We start from the raw sequence: 20,718 nt of genomic DNA on the forward strand, positions 1-20,718 counted from the left end.
CGCCCTCATCTTCCCGGCGACCGACGGAACGGCGATATGACGACGACAGCGGTTGATGACGTGTCCACCGACGACGATCACGACGGTCACGCGAGCGACCCGGGCACCATCGGCGCGGGTCGCGGCTTCGCCCTGCTGCTGGTGATCACCGGCGCGCTGGGCATCCTGGCGGCCTGGATCATCACGCTGGACAAGTTCGAGCTGCTGAAGGACCCGAATTTCAAACCGGCCTGCAGCCTCAACCCGATCATCTCCTGCACCGACATCATGCAGAGCGAGCAGGCGGAGGTCTTCGGCTTCCCGAACCCGATGGCCGGGCTGGTCGGCTTCGGTGTGGTCATCGCGATCGGCATGGCCCTGCTGGCCGGTGCCCGCTTCCGCCGCTGGTACTGGATCGGCCTGAACATCGGCACGCTGCTCGGCGCGGTCTTCTGCATGTGGCTGATGGCGCAGTCGCTGTACGTCATCAACTCGCTGTGCCTGTGGTGCACGCTGACCTGGCTCGTCACCATCCTGATGTTCTGGTACACCACGGTGCACAACATCAAGCACGGCATCATCCCGGCCCCCGCGGGCCTGCGGTCGGCCCTGGTGGAGTTCCACTGGGTCGTGCCGGTGCTCTGGTACGGCGTGATCGGACTGCTGATCCTCACCAAGTGGTGGTCGTACTGGAGCACGCTGATCTAGAGCACGCTGGTCCAGATCCGGACTTCCGGCGCCCCTCGCCCCTGGTCACCACGGTGGCCGGGGGCGTTGTCAGTGGGGTGACATAGGCTCATGAGCGTGGAGCCCGACCTGTTCACCGCCGCCGCCGAAGACCGTCAAGAGAAGGACCCCGCGGGGTCTCCGCTCGCCGTGCGGATGCGTCCGCGCACCCTCGACGAAGTCGTCGGGCAACAGCATCTGCTCAAGCCGGGCTCGCCGCTGCGCCGCCTTGTGGGCGAGGGCGGCGGCGGCCCGGCGGGGCCGTCCTCGGTCTTCCTGTGGGGGCCGCCGGGCATCGGCAAGACGACGCTCGCCTATGTGGTCAGCCAGGCCACGAACAAGCGCTTCGTGGAGCTCTCGGCGATCACCGCGGGCGTCAAGGAGGTCCGGGCGGTCATCGACGGCGCCCGGCGTGCCTCGGGCGGCTTCGGCAAGGAGACCGTCCTCTTCCTCGACGAGATCCACCGCTTCAGCAAGGCCCAGCAGGACTCCCTGCTGCCCGCCGTCGAGAACCGCTGGGTGACGCTGATCGCCGCGACGACCGAGAACCCGTACTTCTCGGTGATCTCCCCCCTGCTCTCCCGCTCCCTCCTGCTGACCCTGGAACCGCTCACCGACGACGATCTGCGCGGTCTGCTGCGCCGCGCGCTGACGGACGCGCGGGGGCTCGCGGGCGCGGTCACCCTCCCCGAGGACACCGAGGCGCATCTGCTGCGCATCGCGGGCGGCGATGCCCGGCGCGCGCTGACGGCCCTGGAGGCGGGCGCCGGCTCCGCGATGGCCAAGGGCGAGGCGGAGGTCACGCTGCAGACGCTGGAGGAGTCCGTCGACCGCGCGGCGGTGAAGTACGATCGGGACGGCGACCAGCACTACGACGTCGCCAGCGCCCTGATCAAGTCCATCCGCGGTTCCGACGTCGATGCCGCGCTGCACTATCTGGCGCGGATGATCGAGGCGGGGGAGGACCCGCGGTTCATCGCCCGTCGGCTGATGATCTCGGCGAGCGAGGACATCGGCCTGGCCGATCCGTCCGCGCTGCAGACCGCGGTCGCGGCCGCGCAGGCGGTGGCGATGATCGGATTCCCGGAGGCCCGGATCACGCTGAGCCAGGCCACCATCGCGCTCGCCCTGGCACCCAAGTCGAACGCCGTGTATCTGGCCGTCGACGCCGCGCTGGCGGACGTCCGCGCCGGCCGGGCCGGTGCCGTCCCGTCCCATCTGCGCGACAGCCACTACAAGGGCGCCCAGCAGCTCGGCCACGGCCAGGGGTACCAGTACCCGCACGACCTGCCGGGCGGTATCGCGGCCCAGCAGTACGCCCCGGACGAGGTGCACGGCAGGCGGTATTACACACCGACGCGGCACGGCGCCGAGGCGCGCTACGCCGATGTCGCGGAGCGGGTCCGGGCCCGGCTGCGGGGGGCGTCGGGCGAGGCGGCGGCCGAGTAGGCGGGCGCCTCGGGCGGGGCCGTTGGCGAGTAGGCGGGGCGCCGGGCGTGAGCCACCGGGGAGTGGGCCGGGCCCGGATTCTCAGGGGCGGCCCGGCCGGGTCGTCAGTGACGACGCCGAGCAGCGGTCCTTCGACCCGATTCGGCCCGGCGGGATTGTCAGTGCCACCCGCTACTGTGCTGAGCAGGGGACTTCCGTTCCCCCATGGGGAAAGCGGGCGCCGAAACGGTACGGCAGCCGCTCGGGCGGTCACCCGCGCACTCATCGCCGCCTTCCCCCCCCCGCCCTACTCCATCGCCGCCTCGAAGAGCACATGCATCGCGCGGCGCAGCTCGGCCACGTCCCGCACCGGCTGCGGGAAGTCGAACCGCGCGTCGAAGGACCGCTGCTCGGCGTCGGTGAAGCGGACCCGCAGTCCGAAGCGGTCCAGGCTCACCGGCACCGCCCGGCCGCGCGCTCCGCAGACCGGCGCACGGTCGCCCAGCAGCGTGCACAGCCCGCGCACCTGGTCGTCGTGCGCCGCGTGCAGATGCTGCAGCAGCTCCGCTTCGTGGGCCACCAGTGGATCGGGCTCCGCGGCGGCGAACTCGTCCGGCTCCACGGAATCGGCGCCCCAGAGGTCGTCCACCGCGCCCTCGCCGACCTCCAGGCGCAGCATCATCCAGGCGGCCCGCCCGTACTGCCCCGGCGCCGGTTCCGGATGCAGTGCCTCCCCGATGCCGAGCAGCTCGCCGACGGGATGCCGCTCCGCGAGCAGCATCGCGGCCTCGGCGCGCTGCTCATTGCGCACCGGGGTCAGCCAGCCGGCCACCCAGGCCCGTCCGCGGATCCGATGGGGCACCGAAACCGGCGCCACATCCGTGATCTCCATCACGGCGGCGAGGTCGTCGTCCTGGGCGTGTGCGGCGGCCCGCGCCGCCGCCGAGGCCCCAGGGACCAGCAATAGCACGTCTCCCTCGGGTGTCACCGTCCGGCAGACGGGCGCCGAGAGGCCGGTCTCGTCGAGGTCCTCGACGCCGGGGATGCTCAGGGACGCCATACCATGGGACTCGACGAGGGTGCGTACGCGCTCAGCGGCCGTGGGCTGCTGGGCGTTTTCCACGGGACGCGGCTGACCCGCCTCGGTGCTCTGGGTACTGGGCAGGGGGATCCCAGGTCGAAACATGCGTTCTCCTCGCGCTAAGGTAAGCCTCACCTAACTTACATGGAGGAACGTTCCACGTGAACCAGTCGCGTCCCAAGGTCAAGAAGTCGCGCGCGCTCGGCATCGCGCTGACCCCCAAGGCCGTCAAGTACTTCGAGGCCCGTCCCTACCCGCCCGGCGAGCACGGCCGTGGCCGCAAGCAGAACAGTGACTACAAGGTCCGTCTGCTGGAGAAGCAGCGTCTGCGCGCGCAGTACGACATCAGCGAGCGCCAGATGGCGCGTGCCTACGACCGCGCTCGGAAGGTCGAAGGCAAGACGGGCGAAGCCCTGATCGTCGAGCTTGAGCGCCGTCTGGACGCGCTCGTCCTGCGTGCGGGTATCGCCCGCACCATCTACCAGGCCCGCCAGATGGTCGTCCACGGCCACATCGCGGTCAACGACCGCAAGGTCGACAAGCCGTCCTTCCGCGTCCGCCCCGGCGACGTCGTGATGGTCCGCGAGCGCAGCCGCGAGAAGCACCCCTTCCAGGTCGCGCGCGAGGGTGGCTACGCCCCCGACGGCGAGACCCCCCGCTACCTGGAGGTCAACCTGCAGGCTCTGGCGTTCCGCCTCGACCGGGACCCGAACCGCAAGGAGATCCCGGTGATCTGCGACGAGCAGCTCGTCGTCGAGTACTACGCCCGCTGAGCACCACAGCAGGCGCAGTACACGCTCAGCCCGCCGTCTCCCCTCCGCCCGCGGACGGGGAGCCGGCGGGTTCGTTCGTGCCGAGCCGGCACGAACGGTGCGTTCGCCGGCCCCACCGCTCACCGTGGTGTCCTCGCGCACACGCCGGACGTCCTCGCACAGCCGCCCCCCGCTCGCCGGCTCGCCCTGGAAGGCCGCCGTCAGCACCAGCTCGACTGCCCCATCAGCACACTGCTGTTGAGCGCGCCGATCCCCTCGTAGCGGGATGGGGGTCCCCTGTTCGAGCGGAGCCGAGAAGCTCGGGGGAGCGCCCCGGCCGGGGTCTCCTCCCGGACCAGCAGCGACTGGACGACCAACTCGGCGACGACATCGGCGAGTTCGGCGGCCCGCAGCTCCGGTCCCGAGCAGGCGTATTCGGCCGCCTCCGGGTCGAACTGTCCGGCGAGGACCGCCGGCCGCGCCCACAGCAGCCGCTCCTGGGGCGTGCACAGCTCATCGGGCGCAGCGGCGGACTCCGCCCACCCGGGAGCTCCAGCGGCCGCCGGCCCGCGGCCGGCACTCGCAGCCCCGGCACCCGGCGCAGCAGCTCCGCGATCAGCTCGGCGCACGCGTCCACCAGATGCTCGTAGCCGTCCACGACGAGCAGGAGTTCGCGTGCGGCGAGATGCTCGCGCCGTTGTGGAGCGGGGCGGCCGGACGGTCTGATCGGTCAGTGCCAGCGCCTCGACGAAGGCGTGCTCCAGGACCTCGGGGTCGCGCAGCGCGGACGGTTCGACCAACCACACCCCATCGGAGAAGCGATCCTGCAAGATCGTGGCGCCGCGCAGCGCGAGCCGGGACTTGCCGACGCCGCCGAGTCCGGTGAGCATCACCAGCCGGTCGGCCGCCAGCTGTCGTGCCGGCGCGGCCAGTTCGTCGTCGCGGCCGATGAACCGGTTGAGCTCCGCGGGCAGATTCCCCGTGCCCGCGGCCGCGCGGAAGAGAAGAGGGGCGGGGCGGCGGATCGGGGCGCGTCATGCGTCGCATGGGGCACGGAAAGTACTCGGCGGTGTGCGGACCGTACAATCACCGCGGCGCCGTCCGCCCGCCTCCTCGCGCGGGGCCGGGGAACGGGGTACGGACGGACAGTCACGGCGCGATAAGGTCAAGGGTGCCGTTCGAGCGGGACAGTCGAGCGGGCCGAGACCAGCCCCAACCAGTCGGAGAGTGGTGCCAGCGTGTCCGGTGGAGAGGTGGCCGGGATCCTCGTGGCCGTCTTCTGGGCGATCCTCGTGTCGTTCCTCGCCCTCGTACTGGTGAGGCTCGCGCAGACGCTCAAGGCGACCACCAAGATGGTGGCCGAGGTGTCCGACCAGGCCGTTCCGCTCCTCGCCGACGCGTCCGCCACCGTCCGCTCCGCGCACACCCAGCTGGCCCGCGTCGACGCCATCGCAGCCGACGTCCAGGAGGTCACCGCCAACGCCTCCGCGCTCTCCTCGACCGTCTCCTCCGCGTTCGGCGGACCGCTGGTCAAGGTCGCGGCCTTCGGCTACGGCGTGCGCCGCGCGATCGGCAAGAAGGGCGCACCCGAGCCGAAGCGCACCGTCGTCGTCGGCCGAACCCTGCCCGGCGCTCGCCGCGGCGGGCGCCGCAACCGTCGCTCCAAGGACTGATCACAGCGATGTTCCGCCGCGCATTCTGGTTCACCACCGGCGCCGCCGCCGGGGTGTGGGCCACCAACAAGGTCCACCGCAAGCTGCGCAAGCTGCAGCCCGACAGCCTCGCCGCGCAGGCCGCGGACAAGGCCGTCGAGGCCGGACACCGGCTGCGTCAATTTGCATTGGACGTACGCACGGGAATGGCGGACCGTGAAGAGCAGCTGCACGACGCCCTCGGCCTCGGCGATGGGGGTCCCCCCGCGCGCGCGGAGTCGAGCGTGGGGGAGGGCGAGGTGCCCGAGCTGCCCGCGCCGCGGACCCCCACGGCGCTCGAAACACCACCGAGAACCACGAGAACTCCCGGACCGACCGGGCTGACCGGACCGACCGGGCTGACCGGACCGACCGGGCTGACCGGACCGACTGGAAATGAGGACCACTGATGGAGTCGGCTGAAATCCGCCGCCGCTGGCTGCGCTTCTTCGAGGAGCGTGGGCACACCGTCGTGCCGTCGGCGTCGCTCATCGCGGACGACCCGACGCTGCTGCTCGTCAACGCGGGCATGGTCCCCTTCAAGCCGTACTTCCTCGGTGAGGTCAAGCCGCCCGCCGCGCGCGCCACCAGCGTCCAGAAGTGCGTCCGTACCCCGGATATCGAAGAGGTCGGCAAGACCACCCGGCACGGCACGTTCTTCCAGATGTGCGGCAACTTCTCCTTCGGCGACTACTTCAAGGAAGGTGCCATCACCTACGCCTGGGAGCTGCTGACCGCGCCCCAGGCCGACGGCGGCTACGGCCTGGACCCGGAGAAGCTCTGGATCACCGTCTATCTCGACGACGACGAGGCCGAGCGGATCTGGCACGAGGTCGTCGGGGTGCCCAAGGAGCGCATCCAGCGCCTGGGCAAGAAGGAGAACTACTGGTCCATGGGCGTCCCGGGCCCCTGCGGCCCGTGCTCCGAGATCAACTACGACCGTGGCCCGGCCTTCGGCGTCGAGGGCGGCCCCGCCGTCAACGACGAGCGGTACGTGGAGATCTGGAACCTGGTCTTCATGCAGTACGAGCGCGGCGCGGGCACCGGCAAGGAGGACTTCGAGATCCTCGGCGAGCTGCCCAGCAAGAACATCGACACCGGCCTCGGTCTCGAGCGCCTGGCGATGATCCTGCAGGACGTCCCGAACATGTACGAGACGGACACCCTGCGCGTGGTCATCGACAAGGCCACCGAGCTGTCCGGCGTCCGCTACGGCGCCTCGGACGCCACCGATGTCTCGCTGCGCGTCGTCGCCGACCACATCCGCACCGCGACGATGCTCGTCGGCGACGGCGTCACCCCCGGCAACGAGGGCCGCGGCTATGTCCTGCGCCGCATCATGCGCCGCGCCATCCGCAATATGCGGCTGCTCGGCGCCACCGGCCTGGTCATCGGGGAGCTGCTGGACGTCGTCATCAAGACGATGGGCCAGCAGTACCCGGAGCTGCTGGAGGACCGCCGGCGCATCGAGACGGTCGCCCTCGCCGAGGAGGCCGCCTTCGTCAAGACGCTCAAGGCCGGCACCAACATCCTCGACGCCGCCGTCACGGACACCAAGGCCGCCGGCGGCACCGTCCTGGCCGGCGACAAGGCGTTCCTGCTCCACGACACCTGGGGCTTCCCCATCGACCTCACCCTCGAAATGGCCGCCGAGCAGGGCCTTTCGGTGGACGAGGACGGCTTCCGGCGGCTGATGAAGGAGCAGCGGGAGCGCGCCAAGGCCGACGCCCAGGCCAAGAAGAGCGGCCACGCCGACCTGTCCGCCTACCGCGAGGTCGCCGACAAGTCCGGCGCCACGGAATTCACCGGTTACCGCGCCACGGAGGGCGAGTCCAGCGTCGTCGGCCTGCTGGTGGGCGGCGTCCCGGCCCCCGCCGCCCACGAGGGCGACGAGATCGAGCTGGTCCTGGACCGCACCCCCTTCTACGCCGAGGGCGGTGGCCAGCTCGCCGACACCGGCCGGATCAAGCTGGACTCCGGCGCCGTCGTCGAGGTCCGCGACGTGCAGCAGCCGGTGCCCGGCGTCACGGTGCACAAGGGCGTCGTCCAGGTCGGTGAGGTGGTGCTCGGCGCCGGCGCCCATGCCGCCATCGACGTCACCCGCCGCCGGGCCATCGCCCGCGCCCACAGCGCCACCCACCTCACACACCAGGCGCTGCGCGACGCCCTCGGCCCGACGGCCGCCCAGGCCGGTTCGGAGAACTCCCCGGGCCGCTTCCGCTTCGACTTCGGCTCGCCGACCGCGGTGCCCGGTACGGTCCTCACCGACGTCGAGCAGAAGATCAACGAGGTGCTCGCCCGCGAGCTCGACGTACACGCCGAGGTCATGAGCATGGACCAGGCCAAGAAGCAGGGCGCCATCGCCGAGTTCGGCGAGAAGTACGGCGACCGGGTGCGCGTGGTCACCATCGGCGACTTCTCCAAGGAGCTGTGCGGCGGTACGCACGTCCACAACACCGCCCAGCTGGGCCTGGTGAAGCTGCTCGGCGAGTCCTCCATCGGCTCCGGCGTCCGCCGCGTCGAGGCCCTGGTCGGCGTCGACGCCTACCGATTCCTGGCCCGTGAGCACACCGTCGTCTCGCAGCTCACCGAGCTGGTCAAGGGCCGCCCGGACGAGCTGCCCGAGAAGATCTCCGGGGTCCTGGCCAAGCTCAAGGACGCCGAGAAGGAGATCGAGAAGTACCGCGCCGAGAAGGTGCTGCAGGCCGCCGCCGGGCTGGCCGCGGAAGCCAAGGACGTGCGGGGCGTGGCCCTGGCCGCCGGCCAGGTCCCGGACGGCACCTCCGCCGACGATCTGCGCAAGCTGGTCCTCGACGTCCGCGGCCGGATCCAGGGCGGCCGCCCCGCCGTGGTGGCGCTCTTCTCCGTCGCCAACGGCCGCCCGGTGACCGTCATCGCCACCAACGAGGCCGCCCGCGAGCGCGGCATCAAGGCCGGCGAACTGGTCCGTACAGCCGCCAAGACGCTCGGCGGAGGCGGCGGCGGCAAGTCGGACGTCGCCCAGGGCGGCGGCCAGAAGGCCGATGCGGTGCCGGAGGCCATCGAGGCCGTCGAGCGGCTCGTCGCCGAGGTGGCCTGAAGCGCGTGAGTGCCATCCGACGCGGCAGAAGGATCGCCGTCGATGTCGGGGACGCCCGGATCGGGGTCGCCTCGTGCGACCCCGACGGGGTCCTCGCCACCCCCGTCGAGACCGTGCCGGGACGTGATGTCCCGGCGGCGCACCGCCGGTTGAAGGCGATCGTCGACGAGTACGAGCCGCTCGAAGTCGTGGTCGGTCTGCCGCGCTCCCTCAGTGGGGGGGAGGGGCCGGCGGCGGCCAAGGTCCGGGCGTTCGCCCAGGAGATGGCCAGGAACATCGCACCCGTCGGGGTCCGCCTCGTCGACGAGCGGATGTCGACGGTCACCGCGACCCAGGGGCTGCGGGCCTCCGGAGTCGGGAGCAAGAAGGGCCGCTCGGTGGTCGACCAGGCGGCCGCGGTCGTCATTCTGCAGAGCGCGCTGGAAACCGAAAGGGTCTCCGGGCAGCCGCCGGGCGAGAGCGTCGAAGTGGTCATCTGATCGCGGTACGGTAACGTTCCGCGCGATGTGGCGGCGGTTCGAACAGCTGCACGTGCAAGCAGAGGCGGATCGGTTCAGCAGAAGCGCTGCCCGTCCGGAGCGCTCCGCCTCTCGGCTCTAGGGGATCGATGACCGAGTATGGCCGGGGCTACGGCTCCGAACCGTGGCATCCCGAGGACCCGCTCTACGGAGACCAGGGTTCCTACGGAGGCCAGGCGCAGCAGGCCCAGTGGGGCGGAGCCCAGTCCGCCCCGTATCCCCAGCAGCACTACGGCGGGGGCTGGGACGGCTCGCAGGGCGGGCAACCGCCGCACGACCCGTACGACCCCTATGGCCCGCAGGCCGATCCGTACAGCGGTGCGGGCACCGACTACTACGGCGCTCAGGACGCTTACGCGCCCCACCCCCAGCGGGTGCAGCAGCAGGCACCACTGCACCCGCAGCAGCATCAGGTGCCGCACCAGCGGTACCCGTCGCAGCAGTACGAGCAGTACGAGACCCCCGTCGAGCCGCAGTTCGACGACACCGCCGGCGATGACTGGCAGGACGGGCCGCAGCCGCGCGAACGGGAGCCGGAGCACCCGTTCTTCGCGGACGATGATGAGGACGACGGCCGTTCCGAGCCCGGATCGCGTGAGCGCCGGTCCGGCCGCGAGCGCCGCGGCAAGAAGAACAAACGACGCAGCGGCCGGGCGTGCCTGGTCATCACCTTGGTGTTCGCCGGGGCCGTCGGGACCGTCGGTTACTTCGGCTATGACTTCTTCATGAGTCACTTCGGACCGGCGCCTGATTACGAGGGGCAGGGGTCCGGTGACGTGCAGGTCGAGATTCCACCGGGCTCAACGATTCTGCAGATGGGCTTGATCCTCAAGAAGGAAGGCGTGGTCAAGAGCGCCGACGCCTTCACCGAGGCGGCCGTCGACAGCAAGAAGGACAAAGTCCTGCAGCCGGGGACCTATTCGCTGCGCAAGAGGATGTCGGCAGCCGCGGCCGTCGAGCTCATGGTGGATCCCAAGAGCCGTAACGGCCTGACGGTCCGCGAGGGTCTCCGCGCCGCCGCGGTCTATGAGCTCATCGACAAGAAGCTCAAGCTCAAGGCGGGCACCACCAAGGGAGTAGCCAAGAGCCAGGCCAAGAATCTCGGACTGCCGTCCTGGGCCAATGACTCCCCGAAGATCAAGGACCCGTTGGAGGGCTTCCTCTATCCCTCGACATACAGCGTCGGCGACGACGCGAAGCCCGCAGACGTCCTCAAGATGATGGTGGGCCGGGCCACCCAGGAGTACGGGAAGTACGACCTGGAGGCGAACGCCCGGAAGCTCCACCTGAAGTCTCCGCTGCAGCTCATCACCGTCGCCAGCCTCACCCAGGCCGAAGGGATGACGCACGACGACTTCCGGAAGATGGCCGCGGTCGTCTACAACCGGCTCGCCCCGGGCAATACCGACACGAACCAGAAGCTCGAATTCGACTCGGCGTTCAACTACCTGAAGAACCAGAGCAAGATCGATATCAGCGCGGACGAGATCCGGTCGTACGACGACCCCTACAACACGTACTTTTACCGGGGCCTGCCGCCCGGCCCGATCGGAAACCCGGGAGCCGACGCGCTGCGGGCGACCATCAACCCGGACACCACCAAGAAGTGGCTCTACTTCATCTCGATAGACCAGAAGAAGACCGACTTCACCACGAATTTCGCCGATCACCAGAAGCTCGTCCGGGAATTCAACAAGCGGCGGCAAGAGCAGCGGCAGAACGGAAACTGAGGACAGGTCCGTGTCGGACAACAAGGCTGTAGGTGGCAAAAAGCGGGCGGCGGTCCTCGGATCACCCATCGCACACTCCCTCTCGCCGGTGCTGCACCGCGCTGCGTACGAGGCTCTGGGCCTGAATGAATGGACGTACGACCGGTTCGACGTCGACGAGGCGGCGCTGCCGGGGTTCCTGGAGAAGCTCGGTCCGGAATGGCGGGGCCTCTCGCTGACGATGCCGCTGAAGCGGGCGGTGATTCCGCTGCTCGACGAGATCAGCGACAGTGCGGCCTCAGTAGAGGCGGTCAACACCGTCCTCTTCGAGGAGAATGGCCGCCGCGTCGGCGACAACACCGACATCCCGGGCATGCTCGCCGCGCTCCGTGAGCGCGGCGTGGGACAGGTCGAACGGGCATCGATCCTGGGGGCCGGCGCCACCGCCTCCTCGGCGCTCGCCGCGCTGCCCCGTATCTGCACCGGTGAGGTGATCGCGTACGTCCGCAGCGCGGCGCGCGCGGACGAGATGAGCGGCTGGGGGGAGCGGCTCGGCGTCACGGTCCGCACCGCACCCTGGGAGGACGCCGCCGAGGCGCTGCGGGCACCGCTGGTCATCGCCACCACACCGGCCGGCACCACGGACGCGCTCGCCGCCGCCGTCCCCGAGCACCCCGGCACGCTCTTCGACGTCCTGTACGAGCCCTGGCCGACGACGCTGGCCACGGCCTGGGCAGCGCACGGCGGCGCGGTGGTCGGCGGCCTCGACCTGCTGGTGCACCAGGCGGTTCTTCAGGTCGAGCAGATGACCGGCCGGGCGCCGGCGCCGCTGGGCGCTATGCGCAAGGCCGGGGAGGCGGCTCTGGCTGCGCGCTGATCGCGCTGAGGACCGGCCGACAGCGGCGAGGCGACCCCGACGCGCCAGCTGCCCGCTGATCGGCTCCGGGCCGCCCCCGCTGCCCGTTTCCGTCGCCACCCACCCCGCGCGCCAGGCGTCCGTACCCTGGACCTGGGACCCGTACCGGTGGCTGCTCGTGGGAGGATCAGGACGAGCATTTCGCATGGCCATGGCTACTGAGGAGCACCGTTGAGCAGGTTGCGCTGGCTGACTGCGGGGGAGTCGCACGGCCCCGCCCTTGTTGCGACGCTGGAGGGGCTTCCCGCCGGCGTGCCGATCACCACTGAGCTGGTGGCGGACCACCTGGCCCGGCGGCGTCTTGGTTATGGCCGTGGTGCGCGGATGAAGTTCGAGCGTGATGAGATCACGTTCCTGGGCGGGGTCCGGCACGGTCTGACGCTGGGCTCCCCGGTGGCGATCATGGTCGGTAACACCGAGTGGCCGAAGTGGGAGCAGGTGATGGCGGCCGACCCGGTGGACGAGGCGGAGCTGGCCGCGCTGGCCCGCAATGCGCCGCTGACCCGCCCCCGCCCCGGGCACGCCGACCTGGCCGGGATGCAGAAGTACGGTTTCGACGAGGCCCGCCCGGTCCTGGAGCGCGCCTCGGCCCGCGAGACCGCCGCCCGCGTCGCCCTCGGCGCCGTCGCCCGTTCCTTTCTGAAGGAGACGGCGGGGATCGAGATCGTCTCGCATGTGGCCGAGCTGGCCGCGGCGAAGGCCCCCTACGGCGTCTACCCCGAGCCGTCCGACGTCGAGAAGCTGGACGCGGATCCGGTGCGCTGTCTGGACGCCGATGCGAGCAAGGCGATGGTCGCCGAGATCGACCAGGCCCACAAGGACGGGGACACGCTGGGCGGTGTGGTCGAGGTGCTGGCGTACGGCGTGCCGGTGGGCCTCGGGTCGCATGTGCACTGGGACCGTCGGCTGGACGCCCGGCTGGCCGCCGCGTTGATGGGTATCCAGGCGATCAAGGGTGTTGAGGTCGGCGATGGCTTTGACCTGGCGCGGGTGCCGGGGTCGAAGGCGCATGACGAGATCGTGGCGACGCGGGAGGGCGGGATCACGCGTGCGTCGGGTCGCTCCGGTGGTACCGAGGGCGGGCTGTCGACCGGTGAACTGCTGCGTGTGCGTGCGGCGATGAAGCCGATCGCGACGGTGCCGCGTGCGCTGGCGACCGTGGATGTGACCACGGGTGAGGCGACGAAGGCGCATCATCAGCGGTCGGATGTGTGCGCGGTGCCGGCCGCCGGGATTGTCGCGGAGGCGATGGTGGCGCTGGTGTTGGCGGATGCGGTGGTGGAGAAGTTCGGCGGCGACAGTGTGCCGGAGACCCGTCGTAATGTGCGGGGCTTCCTCGACAATCTGGCGATCAAATGACGTCCCCCGTCGTCGTACTGATCGGCCCGCCCGGCGCCGGAAAGTCCACGGTGGGCGCGCTGCTCGCCGAGCGGCTGGGCACGGTCTACCGCGACACCGACGCCGATATCGTCGCCACGGCCGGCAAGCCGATTCCGGAGATCTTCATCGACGAGGGCGAGCCGCACTTCCGTGAGCTGGAGCGGGAGGCCGTCCGCACGGCCCTCGAAGGCCATGACGGGGTGCTCTCGCTCGGCGGCGGCGCGATCATGGACGCCGACACCCGCAAACAGCTGACGGGGCTGCCGGTGGTCTTCCTGGACGTCGAACTCGCCGACGCCGTCAAGCGGGTGGGCCTGGACGCCCCCCGCCCGCTGCTCGCCGTCAATCCGCGCAAGCAGTGGCGCGAGCTGATGGAGCGCCGCCGGCCGCTCTACACCGAGGTAGCACGCGCCGTGATCGCCACCGGGGGCCGCACCCCCGCGGAGGTCGTCGACGCGATCCTGGACGCTTTGGAGCCGGGGCGGACCGCGGGCGGCGCCCCGCAGGCCGCCAACAGGGAGGAACAGGCATGACGGAGCAGGCCACCCGTATCCAGGTCGGCGGCACGGCCGGTACCGACCCGTACGAGGTGCTGGTCGGGCGACAGCTGCTCGGCGAACTCCCGGGCCTGATCGGGGAGGGCGCCAAGCGGGTCGCGGTGCTGCACCCGGAGGCGCTGGCCGCCACGGGTGAGGCGCTGCGCGAGGACCTCGCCGGCCAGGGCTACGAGGTGATCGCGGTCCAGCTGCCGAACGCCGAGGAGTCCAAGACCGCCGAGGTCGCCGCGTACTGCTGGAAGGCGCTCGGGCAGACCGGCTTCACCCGCAGCGATGTGATCGTCGGCGTCGGCGGCGGCGCCACCACCGACCTGGCCGGCTTCGTGGCCGCGACCTGGCTGCGCGGGGTGCGCTGGATCGCCGTACCGACCACCGTCCTGGGCATGGTGGACGCGGCGGTCGGCGGCAAGACCGGCATCAACACCGCCGAGGGCAAGAACCTCGTCGGCGCCTTCCACCCGCCGGCCGGCGTCCTGTGCGACCTGGCCGCCCTCGACTCCCTCCCGGTCCACGACTACGTCTCCGGGCTGGCCGAGGTCATCAAGGCCGGCTTCATCGCCGATCCGGCGATCCTCGACCTGATCGAGTCCGACCCGGAGGCCGCCAAGCGCCCGGACGGCGCGCACACCGCCGAGCTGATCGAGCGGGCGATCCGGGTCAAGGCCGAGGTGGTCTCCGCGGACCTCAAGGAGTCCGGTCTGCGGGAGATCCTCAACTACGGCCACACCCTGGCGCACGCCATCGAGAAGAACGAGCGCTACAACTGGCGGCACGGCGCGGCCGTTTCCGTCGGTATGGTCTTCGCCGCCGAACTCGGCCGGATCGCGGGCCGCCTGGACGACGCCACCGCCGACCGGCACCGCGCGGTCCTGGAGTCCGTCGGGCTGCCGCTGACCTACCGCGGCGACCAGTGGCCCAAGCTGCTGGAGACCATGAAGGTCGACAAGAAGTCCCGCGGCGACCGGCTGCGCTTCATCGTCCTCGACGGCCTGGCCAAACCGGCCGTCCTGGAGAGCCCGGACCCGGCGATGCTGCTGGCCGCACACGCGGAGATCGCATCGTGAGCGAGCGGAGCGAGGGAAGCGTCAGAAGGTGCGCGCTTCGCGAATGCGAGGCCGAGCGACGCGTGGGGGTCCCCCCGGCCGAAGACCCCCAGCTACCGCTGGGAGGTGCCCCCAGGGGGAGTTTCGGCATGGGCGACGTGCGCGCTGCCGCCGGGCCGCGGACGACGGCGATGGTCGCACCGCTGCGCCGCGCGGGCGGAGACGGGGGTGCCCCCGGACGCGGTCCGGGGGAGAACGAAAGGGGCACAGCATGACCCGGCGGGTGCTCGTCCTCAACGGTCCCAACCTCGGCCGGCTGGGCTCGCGTGAGCCCGACGTGTACGGCGCCACCTCCTACGCCGGGCTGGTCGAGCAGTGCACCGCGCTCGGCCAGGAGCTGGGTTTCGAAGCGGAGGTCCGGGAGACCAACGACGAAGGGGAGATGGTCCGTTGGCTGCACGAAGCCGCCGACGGATCGATTCCGGTCGTGATCAACCCCGGTGCCTTCACGCACTATTCGTACGCGATGCGGGACGCGGCCGCCCAGCGCACCGCCCCGCTCATCGAGGTGCACATCTCCAACCCGTACGCACGCGAGGAGTTCCGGCACAATTCGGTGATCGCGGCGGTCGCCAGCGGTACGGTCGCCGGCTTCGGCGTCGGCTCGTACCGTCTCGCGCTCCGGGCGCTGGCCGAGGAGCTGGACACGTAGGCCGAAGGCCCTGCTCGCAGGCGGGTGTTCGGACTCGGGCGGCCGGACGGCCGGCGCGCCGGACCGGGCACTCCCCACCGCCTCCGGACGTTTCTCCACCGGGCTCCGGGGGTGGGGACACCACTCGGCGCGAGCTGGCAGAGTACCGTTCGCAGGAGTAGACCCACGCCGACGGCTGTGGAGCGCAACGGCCCTCCCGGGCCGGTCGGTTACCGCACGACGCACCGGGTGGCCCGGGACCACGCCGCCCGGCGCCCGGGGAACCGCCCGGGGGCCGTCTCCAGTGTCAGCTGGGGGAGCACCGCACCACGTCGGCCGCACGAGACGGAGAGCGCCGGATGCAGTACGCAGTGGGGGCTCCGCTGCCATCGCCCCAGGGGAAGGCGCCGGGACGGGCGGAGTACGGTGCCACGATGAGCTGGACCCCCCACCACGGCCGGCCCGTCCCGCCCGGCTCCCCGCCGTCCCCAGCGACCCCGCCCGCCCCGCCGGCTCCCGCCGCGCCCCCCGCCCGGCCCCCCGCTCCCGGCCAGGGCACCCCGGGCGGCGGCTGGATCGGCCCCGCGCCCCAGCAGGCCCCGCCCGCCCCGCACAGCACCGACATCACCGGCCATGTCCAACTGCCGCCGGGCGCCCCGGTGGCACTGCCCAGCCCGCCCGCCGACACCGCCGCGGCGGACGCCGCGCACGCCGCCGTCGCGGTGCTGCTGATCGGCCCGGCGGGCGCCGGCAAGACCAGCGTCGCCCGCCACTGGGCCGACACCCGGCGGGTGCCCACCGCGCACATCAGCCTCGACGACGTCCGCGAATGGGTCCGTTCCGGCTTCGCCGACCCGCAGTCGGGGTGGAACGACAACTCCGAGGCGCAGTACCGCCTCGCTCGCCGCACCTGCGGCTTCGCGGCCCGTAACTTCCTCGCCAACGGCATCTCCTGCATCCTCGACGACGCCGTCTTCCCGGACCGGCCGGTCGTCGGCCTCGGCGGCTGGAAACGCCATGTGGGTCCCGGCCTGCTGCCGATCGTGCTGCTGCCGGGCCTGGAGATCGTCCTGGAGCGCAACGCCCGGCGCACCGGCAACCGCCGGCTGTCCGACGAGGAGGTGGCCCGGATCCACGGCCGGATGGCCGGCTGGTACGGCTCCGGACTGCCGATCATCGACAATTCCCAGCATGATGTCGCCACCACGGTGCGGGTGCTGGACGATGTCGTCGCCCGCAGCATCGCCAGCCCGCCCAGCTGGTAGCCCGACCCGGCGGCGCCGGTGTGCGTCCCCCGGGCGGGGGCTCTCGACCGGCCGCCCGCCAGGTCCGGTCGTACGCTCGGGATATGTCCGAGTTGTACGCGGTCCGACGCACGCGGCTGCGCGACCGCGCAGCCGGGGCCGGAAGCGTCGCCGCACTGATCTCGCGCCCGCCCAACGTCCGCTACCTCACCGGCTGCGCGCCCTCCGGGGCCGCGCTGCTGCTGGGGCCGGGCGAGGACATTCTGATCTGCGGCAGGCCGCTGAGCGGCGACCCGTCCGAAGGACGCCCCGCCGACGACGTACGGGTGTCCGTACTGCCCACCCGTGGCGGTGACCCGGTCGTCGCCGGCGCCGATCTGGCCGCGAAGGCCGGCGCGGACACCCTCGCCGTCGAGGAGCACCACCTCACCGTCAGCCGGCACCGGGCCCTCTCCCAGGTCGCGCCCCGGCTGCGGCTCACCGACCTGGCCTGCGCGGTCGAGGCGCAGCGGCTGGTCAAGGACGACGACGAGATCGCCTGTCTGCGGATCGCCGCCGAGATCACCGATCACGCCCTCGGCGAACTCCTGGAGTCGATCCTCGTCGGCCGCACCGAGCGGCATCTCGCGCTCGAACTGGAGCGCCGGCTCGTCGACCACGGCGCGGACGGCCCGGCTTTCCCCACCTCGGTCGCGGCCGGCCAGAACGCCGGCCGCCCCGGACATCTGCCGACCGACCGGCGGGTGGAGGAGGGCGACTTCCTCAGCGTCGGCCTGGGCGCCAACTACCGCGGCTATCGCTGCGAGATCGGCCGGACCTTCGTCATCGGCACCACCCCGGCGGACTGGCAGATCGAACTGTACGATCTCGTCTTCGCGGCCCAGCGGGCCGGCCGGGAGGCGCTCGCGCCGGGGGTGGAATGCCGCGAAGTGGACCGGGTGACCCGCCATCTGCTGGAAGCGGCGGGGTACCGCGAGGGGCTCGGACCGTGGACCGGGCACGGCGTGGGACTCGAAATCGACGAGGACCCTCAGTTGTCGCCCGCTGCCATGGGTAAACTGGACGCTTGCGTGCCGGTCACCGTCGATCCGGGGGTTCACCTCCCGGGCCGCGGTGGTGTCCGGATCGACGACACACTCGTCGTCCGCTCCGAGGCGGACGGCGGGCCCGAGCTACTCACGATCACGACCAAGGAGCTGCTCGCGCTGTGAGCCGCAGGGTTCACCGCGTACGGCTTCGAGGTACCCACCACCTGCAGTCCAGGAGATTCCGCAACCGTGGCTTCCACGAACGACCTCAAGAACGGCATGGTGCTCAAGCTCGACGGCGGCCAGCTCTGGTCCGTCGTCGAGTTCCAGCACGTCAAGCCCGGCAAGGGCCCCGCCTTCGTCCGCACCAAGCTGAAGAACGTGCTCTCCGGGAAGGTCGTCGACAAGACCTTCAACGCCGGAGTGAAGGTCGAGACGGCCACTGTCGACAAGCGCGACATGCAGTTCTCCTACATGGACGGCGACTACTTCGTCTTCATGGACATGGAGACCTACGACCAGCTGCACGTCGACCGCAAGGCCGTCGGCGACGCCGCGAACTACCTGGTCGAGGGCTTCGAGGCGACCGTCGCACAGCACGAGGGCGAGGTGCTCTACGTCGAGCTGCCCGCCGCGGTCGAGCTGACCGTCAAGGAGACCGAGCCGGGTCTCCAGGGTGACCGTTCCACGGGCGGCACCAAGCCCGCCGAGCTGGAGACCGGCCACTCCATCCAGGTGCCGCTGTTCATCACGACCGGCGAGAAGATCAAGGTCGACACCCGCTCCGGTGACTACCTCGGTCGGGTGAGCAGCTAACTGTGGCCGCCCGCAACAAGGCCCGTAAGCGCGCCTTCCAGATCCTCTTCGAGGCAGATCAGCGCGGCGCCGACGTGCAGTCCGTGCTGGCGGACTGGATGCGACACGCCCGGACCGACCCCCGGCAGCCGCCGGTGCACGAATACACCCTGGAGCTGGTCGAGGGGTACGCGGACCACACCGACCGGATCGACGACCTGATCTCGACCTACTCCGTCGACTGGGCGCTGGACCGGATGCCGGTCGTCGACCGCAACATCCTGCGGCTCTCGGCGTACGAGCTGATCTGGGTGGACGACACGCCGGACGCGGTGGTGATCGACGAGGCGGTGCAGCTCGCCAAGGAGTTCTCCACGGACGAGTCCCCGGCCTTCGTCAACGGCCTCCTGGGCCGCCTCAAGGACCTCAAGCCGAGTCTGCGGCGTGAGGCCGGCTAGACGGACGGCAGAGCGCACGACAGGGCCCGGAGCGACGCTTGGATGCTCCGGGCCCTTCGTATGCCCGCGTATGCCCGCAGGGGGGCGTCCGGGGCCTTGGGGACGATATGCCGTCGGGGACGGGGTGCCTTGCCGCGGCGCGAGTCGCGCCGACCCGACACCGGCTCCGGGCACAGAAGAACCGCCGCCCCGGTGGCCGGAGCGGCGGTACGTTTCTGCAGGTGGTGTACAGATGGCGGGCCGGGTCAGATCTCCTCGTGCGTCACCGCGCGACGGGCGTCCGCGTCCAGCACGCCCCAGCTGATCAGCTGCTCGGTGAGCACCGAGGGCGACTGGTCGTAGATCACCGCGAGGGTGCGCAGATCGTCCTGACGGATCGAGAGGACCTTGCCGTTGTAGTCGCCGCGCTGGCTCTGGATCGTGGCGGCGTAGCGCTGCAGCGGGCCGGCCTTGTCCTGCGGGACATGGGCGAGCCGCTCCAGGTCCAGCACCAGCTTCGGTGGCGGCTCGGCGGCACCGCCGGGGGTCGTGCCCGGCAGGAGCTCCTGCACCGGCACGCCGTAGAAGTCCGCGAGCTCGGCGAGGCGCTGCACGGTCACGGCACGGTCGCCGCGCTCGTAGGACCCGACCACCACGGCCTTCCAACGGCCCTGGGACTTCTCCTCGACACCGTGGAGAGAGAGGCCCTGCTGGGTGCGGATGGCGCGGAGCTTGGCCCCGAGCTGTTTGGCGTATTCGCTGGACATAAAGCTCCCCAGACAGCTGTATCGATATGCGGCTCCGCCGCGGGCTGGTAACTCACTGTGAGGTTACGCAGCGTAATCTGACTTCGTCAAGCCGAATGGGCCAGACCATCGCCCGTCAGGGGTGCGATCCGGTCTCGGGAGGCTCCCTGGTACCCTGAGCCTCGTAATTTCGACGTCCTTTAAAGTCCGTCCCGTGAGGCGGAGAAGGGGGTCCGTTTCGTATGGACGCAAGCAGTTCCGACGCGAGAGATCAACTGCCCGCGCGCCCGGTGCTCGAAGGCCCGGACATCGCGCGGATGCTCACCCGTATCGCCCACGAAATCGTCGAGCGCGCCAAGGGCGCGGACGATGTGGTGCTCCTGGGAATTCCCACCCGCGGTGTGTTCCTCGCCCGGCGGCTGGCCGCCAAGCTGGCGGAGATCACCGGCCGGACGATCCCGGTCGGCTCGCTCGACATCACGATGTACCGCGACGACCTGCGCCTGGGCCCGGCCCGCACGCTCGCCCGTACGGACATCCCCGCCGACGGCATCGAGGGCCGGGTCGTCCTGCTCGTCGACGACGTGCTGTTCTCGGGGCGGACGATCCGCGCCGCGCTGGACGCGCTGAACGACATCGGACGGCCGCGCGCCGTCCAGTTGGCGGTCCTCGTCGACCGCGGCCACCGCGAACTTCCGATCCGCGCCGACTACGTCGGCAAGAACCTCCCCACGTCGCTGCGGGAGACGGTCAAGGTCCAGCTCACCGAGGAGGACGGCCGGGACGCCGTGCTGCTCGGTGTCCGTGAGACCGCCCCGGCCGGCGAGCGCTAGCGCATCAGGTACGGACCCGGTGGCCCGGCGTCATCGGGGGTCGCGCCTCTGCCTGCTCGACGGACATTCCCGTACACCTCCCTCA

At 71.0% G+C, this 20,718-nt stretch carries 21 protein-coding genes; 18 read left to right on the forward strand and 3 right to left on the reverse strand.

Annotation, left to right across the window (positions count from 1 at the left end; translation table 11 throughout):
- The first annotated feature begins 36 nt into the window (after positions 1–36).
- Together K9S39_RS35510 and K9S39_RS35515 are read left to right on the forward strand one after the other, a co-directional pair.
- A complete protein-coding gene (locus K9S39_RS35510) occupies positions 37–687 on the forward strand; it encodes a vitamin K epoxide reductase family protein (protein ID WP_248867441.1) in 651 nt (216 codons plus the stop codon).
- A gap of 96 nt (positions 688–783) precedes the next feature.
- Complete coding sequence (locus K9S39_RS35515; protein WP_248869103.1) at positions 784–2,154, forward strand: replication-associated recombination protein A; 1,371 nt, start codon at positions 784–786, stop codon at positions 2,152–2,154.
- Between the two features lie 286 nt (positions 2,155–2,440).
- Here K9S39_RS35515 and K9S39_RS35520 read toward each other — a convergent pair whose 3' ends face one another.
- Entirely contained in the window at positions 2,441–3,193 is a 753-nt protein-coding gene (locus tag K9S39_RS35520) for a DUF2470 domain-containing protein (protein WP_248869104.1), read from the reverse strand.
- 182 nt (positions 3,194–3,375) lie between these two features.
- Here K9S39_RS35520 and rpsD point away from each other — a divergent pair, with 182 nt between their 5' ends.
- Positions 3,376–3,987, forward strand: coding sequence for a 30S ribosomal protein S4 (gene rpsD, locus K9S39_RS35525; protein WP_248867442.1), 612 nt, complete (start codon positions 3,376–3,378; stop codon positions 3,985–3,987).
- 200 nt (positions 3,988–4,187) lie between these two features.
- Here rpsD and K9S39_RS35530 read toward each other — a convergent pair whose 3' ends face one another.
- Positions 4,188–4,856, reverse strand: a complete 669-nt coding sequence (locus tag K9S39_RS35530; RefSeq protein ID WP_319949602.1) for a hypothetical protein — start codon at positions 4,854–4,856, stop codon at positions 4,188–4,190.
- A 348-nt stretch (positions 4,857–5,204) separates the two neighbouring features.
- Here K9S39_RS35530 and K9S39_RS35535 point away from each other — a divergent pair, with 348 nt between their 5' ends.
- The 14 genes from K9S39_RS35535 (at position 5,205) to nusB (ending at position 19,075) form a co-directional block, all read left to right on the forward strand.
- A complete protein-coding gene (locus K9S39_RS35535) occupies positions 5,205–5,639 on the forward strand; it encodes a DUF948 domain-containing protein (protein ID WP_248867443.1) in 435 nt (144 codons plus the stop codon).
- Positions 5,640–5,647: 8 nt separating this feature from the next.
- A complete protein-coding gene (locus tag K9S39_RS35540; protein ID WP_248867444.1) occupies positions 5,648–6,067 on the forward strand; it encodes a DUF6167 family protein in 420 nt (139 codons plus the stop codon).
- Complete coding sequence (gene alaS, locus K9S39_RS35545) at positions 6,067–8,736, forward strand: alanine--tRNA ligase (RefSeq protein WP_248867445.1); 2,670 nt, start codon at positions 6,067–6,069, stop codon at positions 8,734–8,736. Before K9S39_RS35540 ends, alaS begins: the two co-directional genes overlap by 1 nt.
- Before the next feature lie 14 nt (positions 8,737–8,750).
- On the forward strand, positions 8,751–9,215 hold the full coding sequence (gene ruvX / locus K9S39_RS35550) for a Holliday junction resolvase RuvX (protein WP_248869105.1): 465 nt from the start codon (positions 8,751–8,753) through the stop codon (positions 9,213–9,215).
- Between the two features lie 128 nt (positions 9,216–9,343).
- Complete coding sequence (gene mltG / locus K9S39_RS35555; RefSeq protein ID WP_248867446.1) at positions 9,344–10,984, forward strand: endolytic transglycosylase MltG; 1,641 nt, start codon at positions 9,344–9,346, stop codon at positions 10,982–10,984.
- A gap of 10 nt (positions 10,985–10,994) precedes the next feature.
- Positions 10,995–11,840, forward strand: a complete 846-nt coding sequence (locus K9S39_RS35560) for a shikimate dehydrogenase (protein ID WP_248867447.1) — start codon at positions 10,995–10,997, stop codon at positions 11,838–11,840.
- 210 nt (positions 11,841–12,050) lie between these two features.
- Positions 12,051–13,238, forward strand: a complete 1,188-nt coding sequence (gene aroC / locus K9S39_RS35565) for a chorismate synthase (protein ID WP_248867448.1) — start codon at positions 12,051–12,053, stop codon at positions 13,236–13,238.
- The gene (locus tag K9S39_RS35570; RefSeq protein WP_248867449.1) at positions 13,235–13,792 is read left to right on the forward strand and encodes a shikimate kinase; all 558 of its coding nucleotides are present in this window, start codon (positions 13,235–13,237) and stop codon (positions 13,790–13,792) included. Before aroC ends, K9S39_RS35570 begins: the two co-directional genes overlap by 4 nt.
- Positions 13,789–14,880 carry a 3-dehydroquinate synthase gene (aroB, locus tag K9S39_RS35575; RefSeq protein WP_248867450.1) on the forward strand — a complete coding sequence of 364 codons (1,092 nt, stop codon included), beginning with the start codon at positions 13,789–13,791 and terminating at the stop codon, positions 14,878–14,880. The genes K9S39_RS35570 and aroB overlap by 4 nt, the downstream gene beginning before the upstream one ends.
- A 250-nt stretch (positions 14,881–15,130) precedes the next feature.
- Positions 15,131–15,571, forward strand: a complete 441-nt coding sequence (gene aroQ / locus K9S39_RS35580; protein WP_248867451.1) for a type II 3-dehydroquinate dehydratase — start codon at positions 15,131–15,133, stop codon at positions 15,569–15,571.
- A gap of 338 nt (positions 15,572–15,909) precedes the next feature.
- Entirely contained in the window at positions 15,910–16,815 is a 906-nt protein-coding gene (locus K9S39_RS35585) for a Pro-rich N-terminal domain-containing protein (RefSeq protein ID WP_248867452.1), read from the forward strand.
- An 83-nt stretch (positions 16,816–16,898) separates the two neighbouring features.
- Positions 16,899–18,005 (forward strand): aminopeptidase P family protein, encoded by a 1,107-nt coding sequence (locus K9S39_RS35590; RefSeq protein ID WP_248867453.1) that lies wholly within the window; start codon positions 16,899–16,901, stop codon positions 18,003–18,005.
- Between the two features lie 66 nt (positions 18,006–18,071).
- On the forward strand, positions 18,072–18,638 hold the full coding sequence (gene efp, locus K9S39_RS35595; RefSeq protein ID WP_248867454.1) for an elongation factor P: 567 nt from the start codon (positions 18,072–18,074) through the stop codon (positions 18,636–18,638).
- Between the two features lie 2 nt (positions 18,639–18,640).
- A complete protein-coding gene (gene nusB, locus K9S39_RS35600; RefSeq protein ID WP_248867455.1) occupies positions 18,641–19,075 on the forward strand; it encodes a transcription antitermination factor NusB in 435 nt (144 codons plus the stop codon).
- 245 nt (positions 19,076–19,320) lie between these two features.
- On the opposite strand, the gene bldD is transcribed toward nusB, so the two are convergent.
- Positions 19,321–19,821, reverse strand: coding sequence for a transcriptional regulator BldD (gene bldD, locus K9S39_RS35605; protein ID WP_248867456.1), 501 nt, complete (start codon positions 19,819–19,821; stop codon positions 19,321–19,323).
- Positions 19,822–20,042: 221 nt separating this feature from the next.
- Here bldD and pyrR point away from each other — a divergent pair, with 221 nt between their 5' ends.
- Positions 20,043–20,633, forward strand: a complete 591-nt coding sequence (gene pyrR, locus K9S39_RS35610) for a bifunctional pyr operon transcriptional regulator/uracil phosphoribosyltransferase PyrR (RefSeq protein WP_248867457.1) — start codon at positions 20,043–20,045, stop codon at positions 20,631–20,633.
- Positions 20,634–20,718 lie beyond the last annotated feature (85 nt).

Origin of the sequence: Streptomyces halobius (assembly GCF_023277745.1) — a bacterium.
In the GTDB taxonomy this organism is placed as follows: domain Bacteria; phylum Actinomycetota; class Actinomycetes; order Streptomycetales; family Streptomycetaceae; genus Streptomyces; species Streptomyces halobius.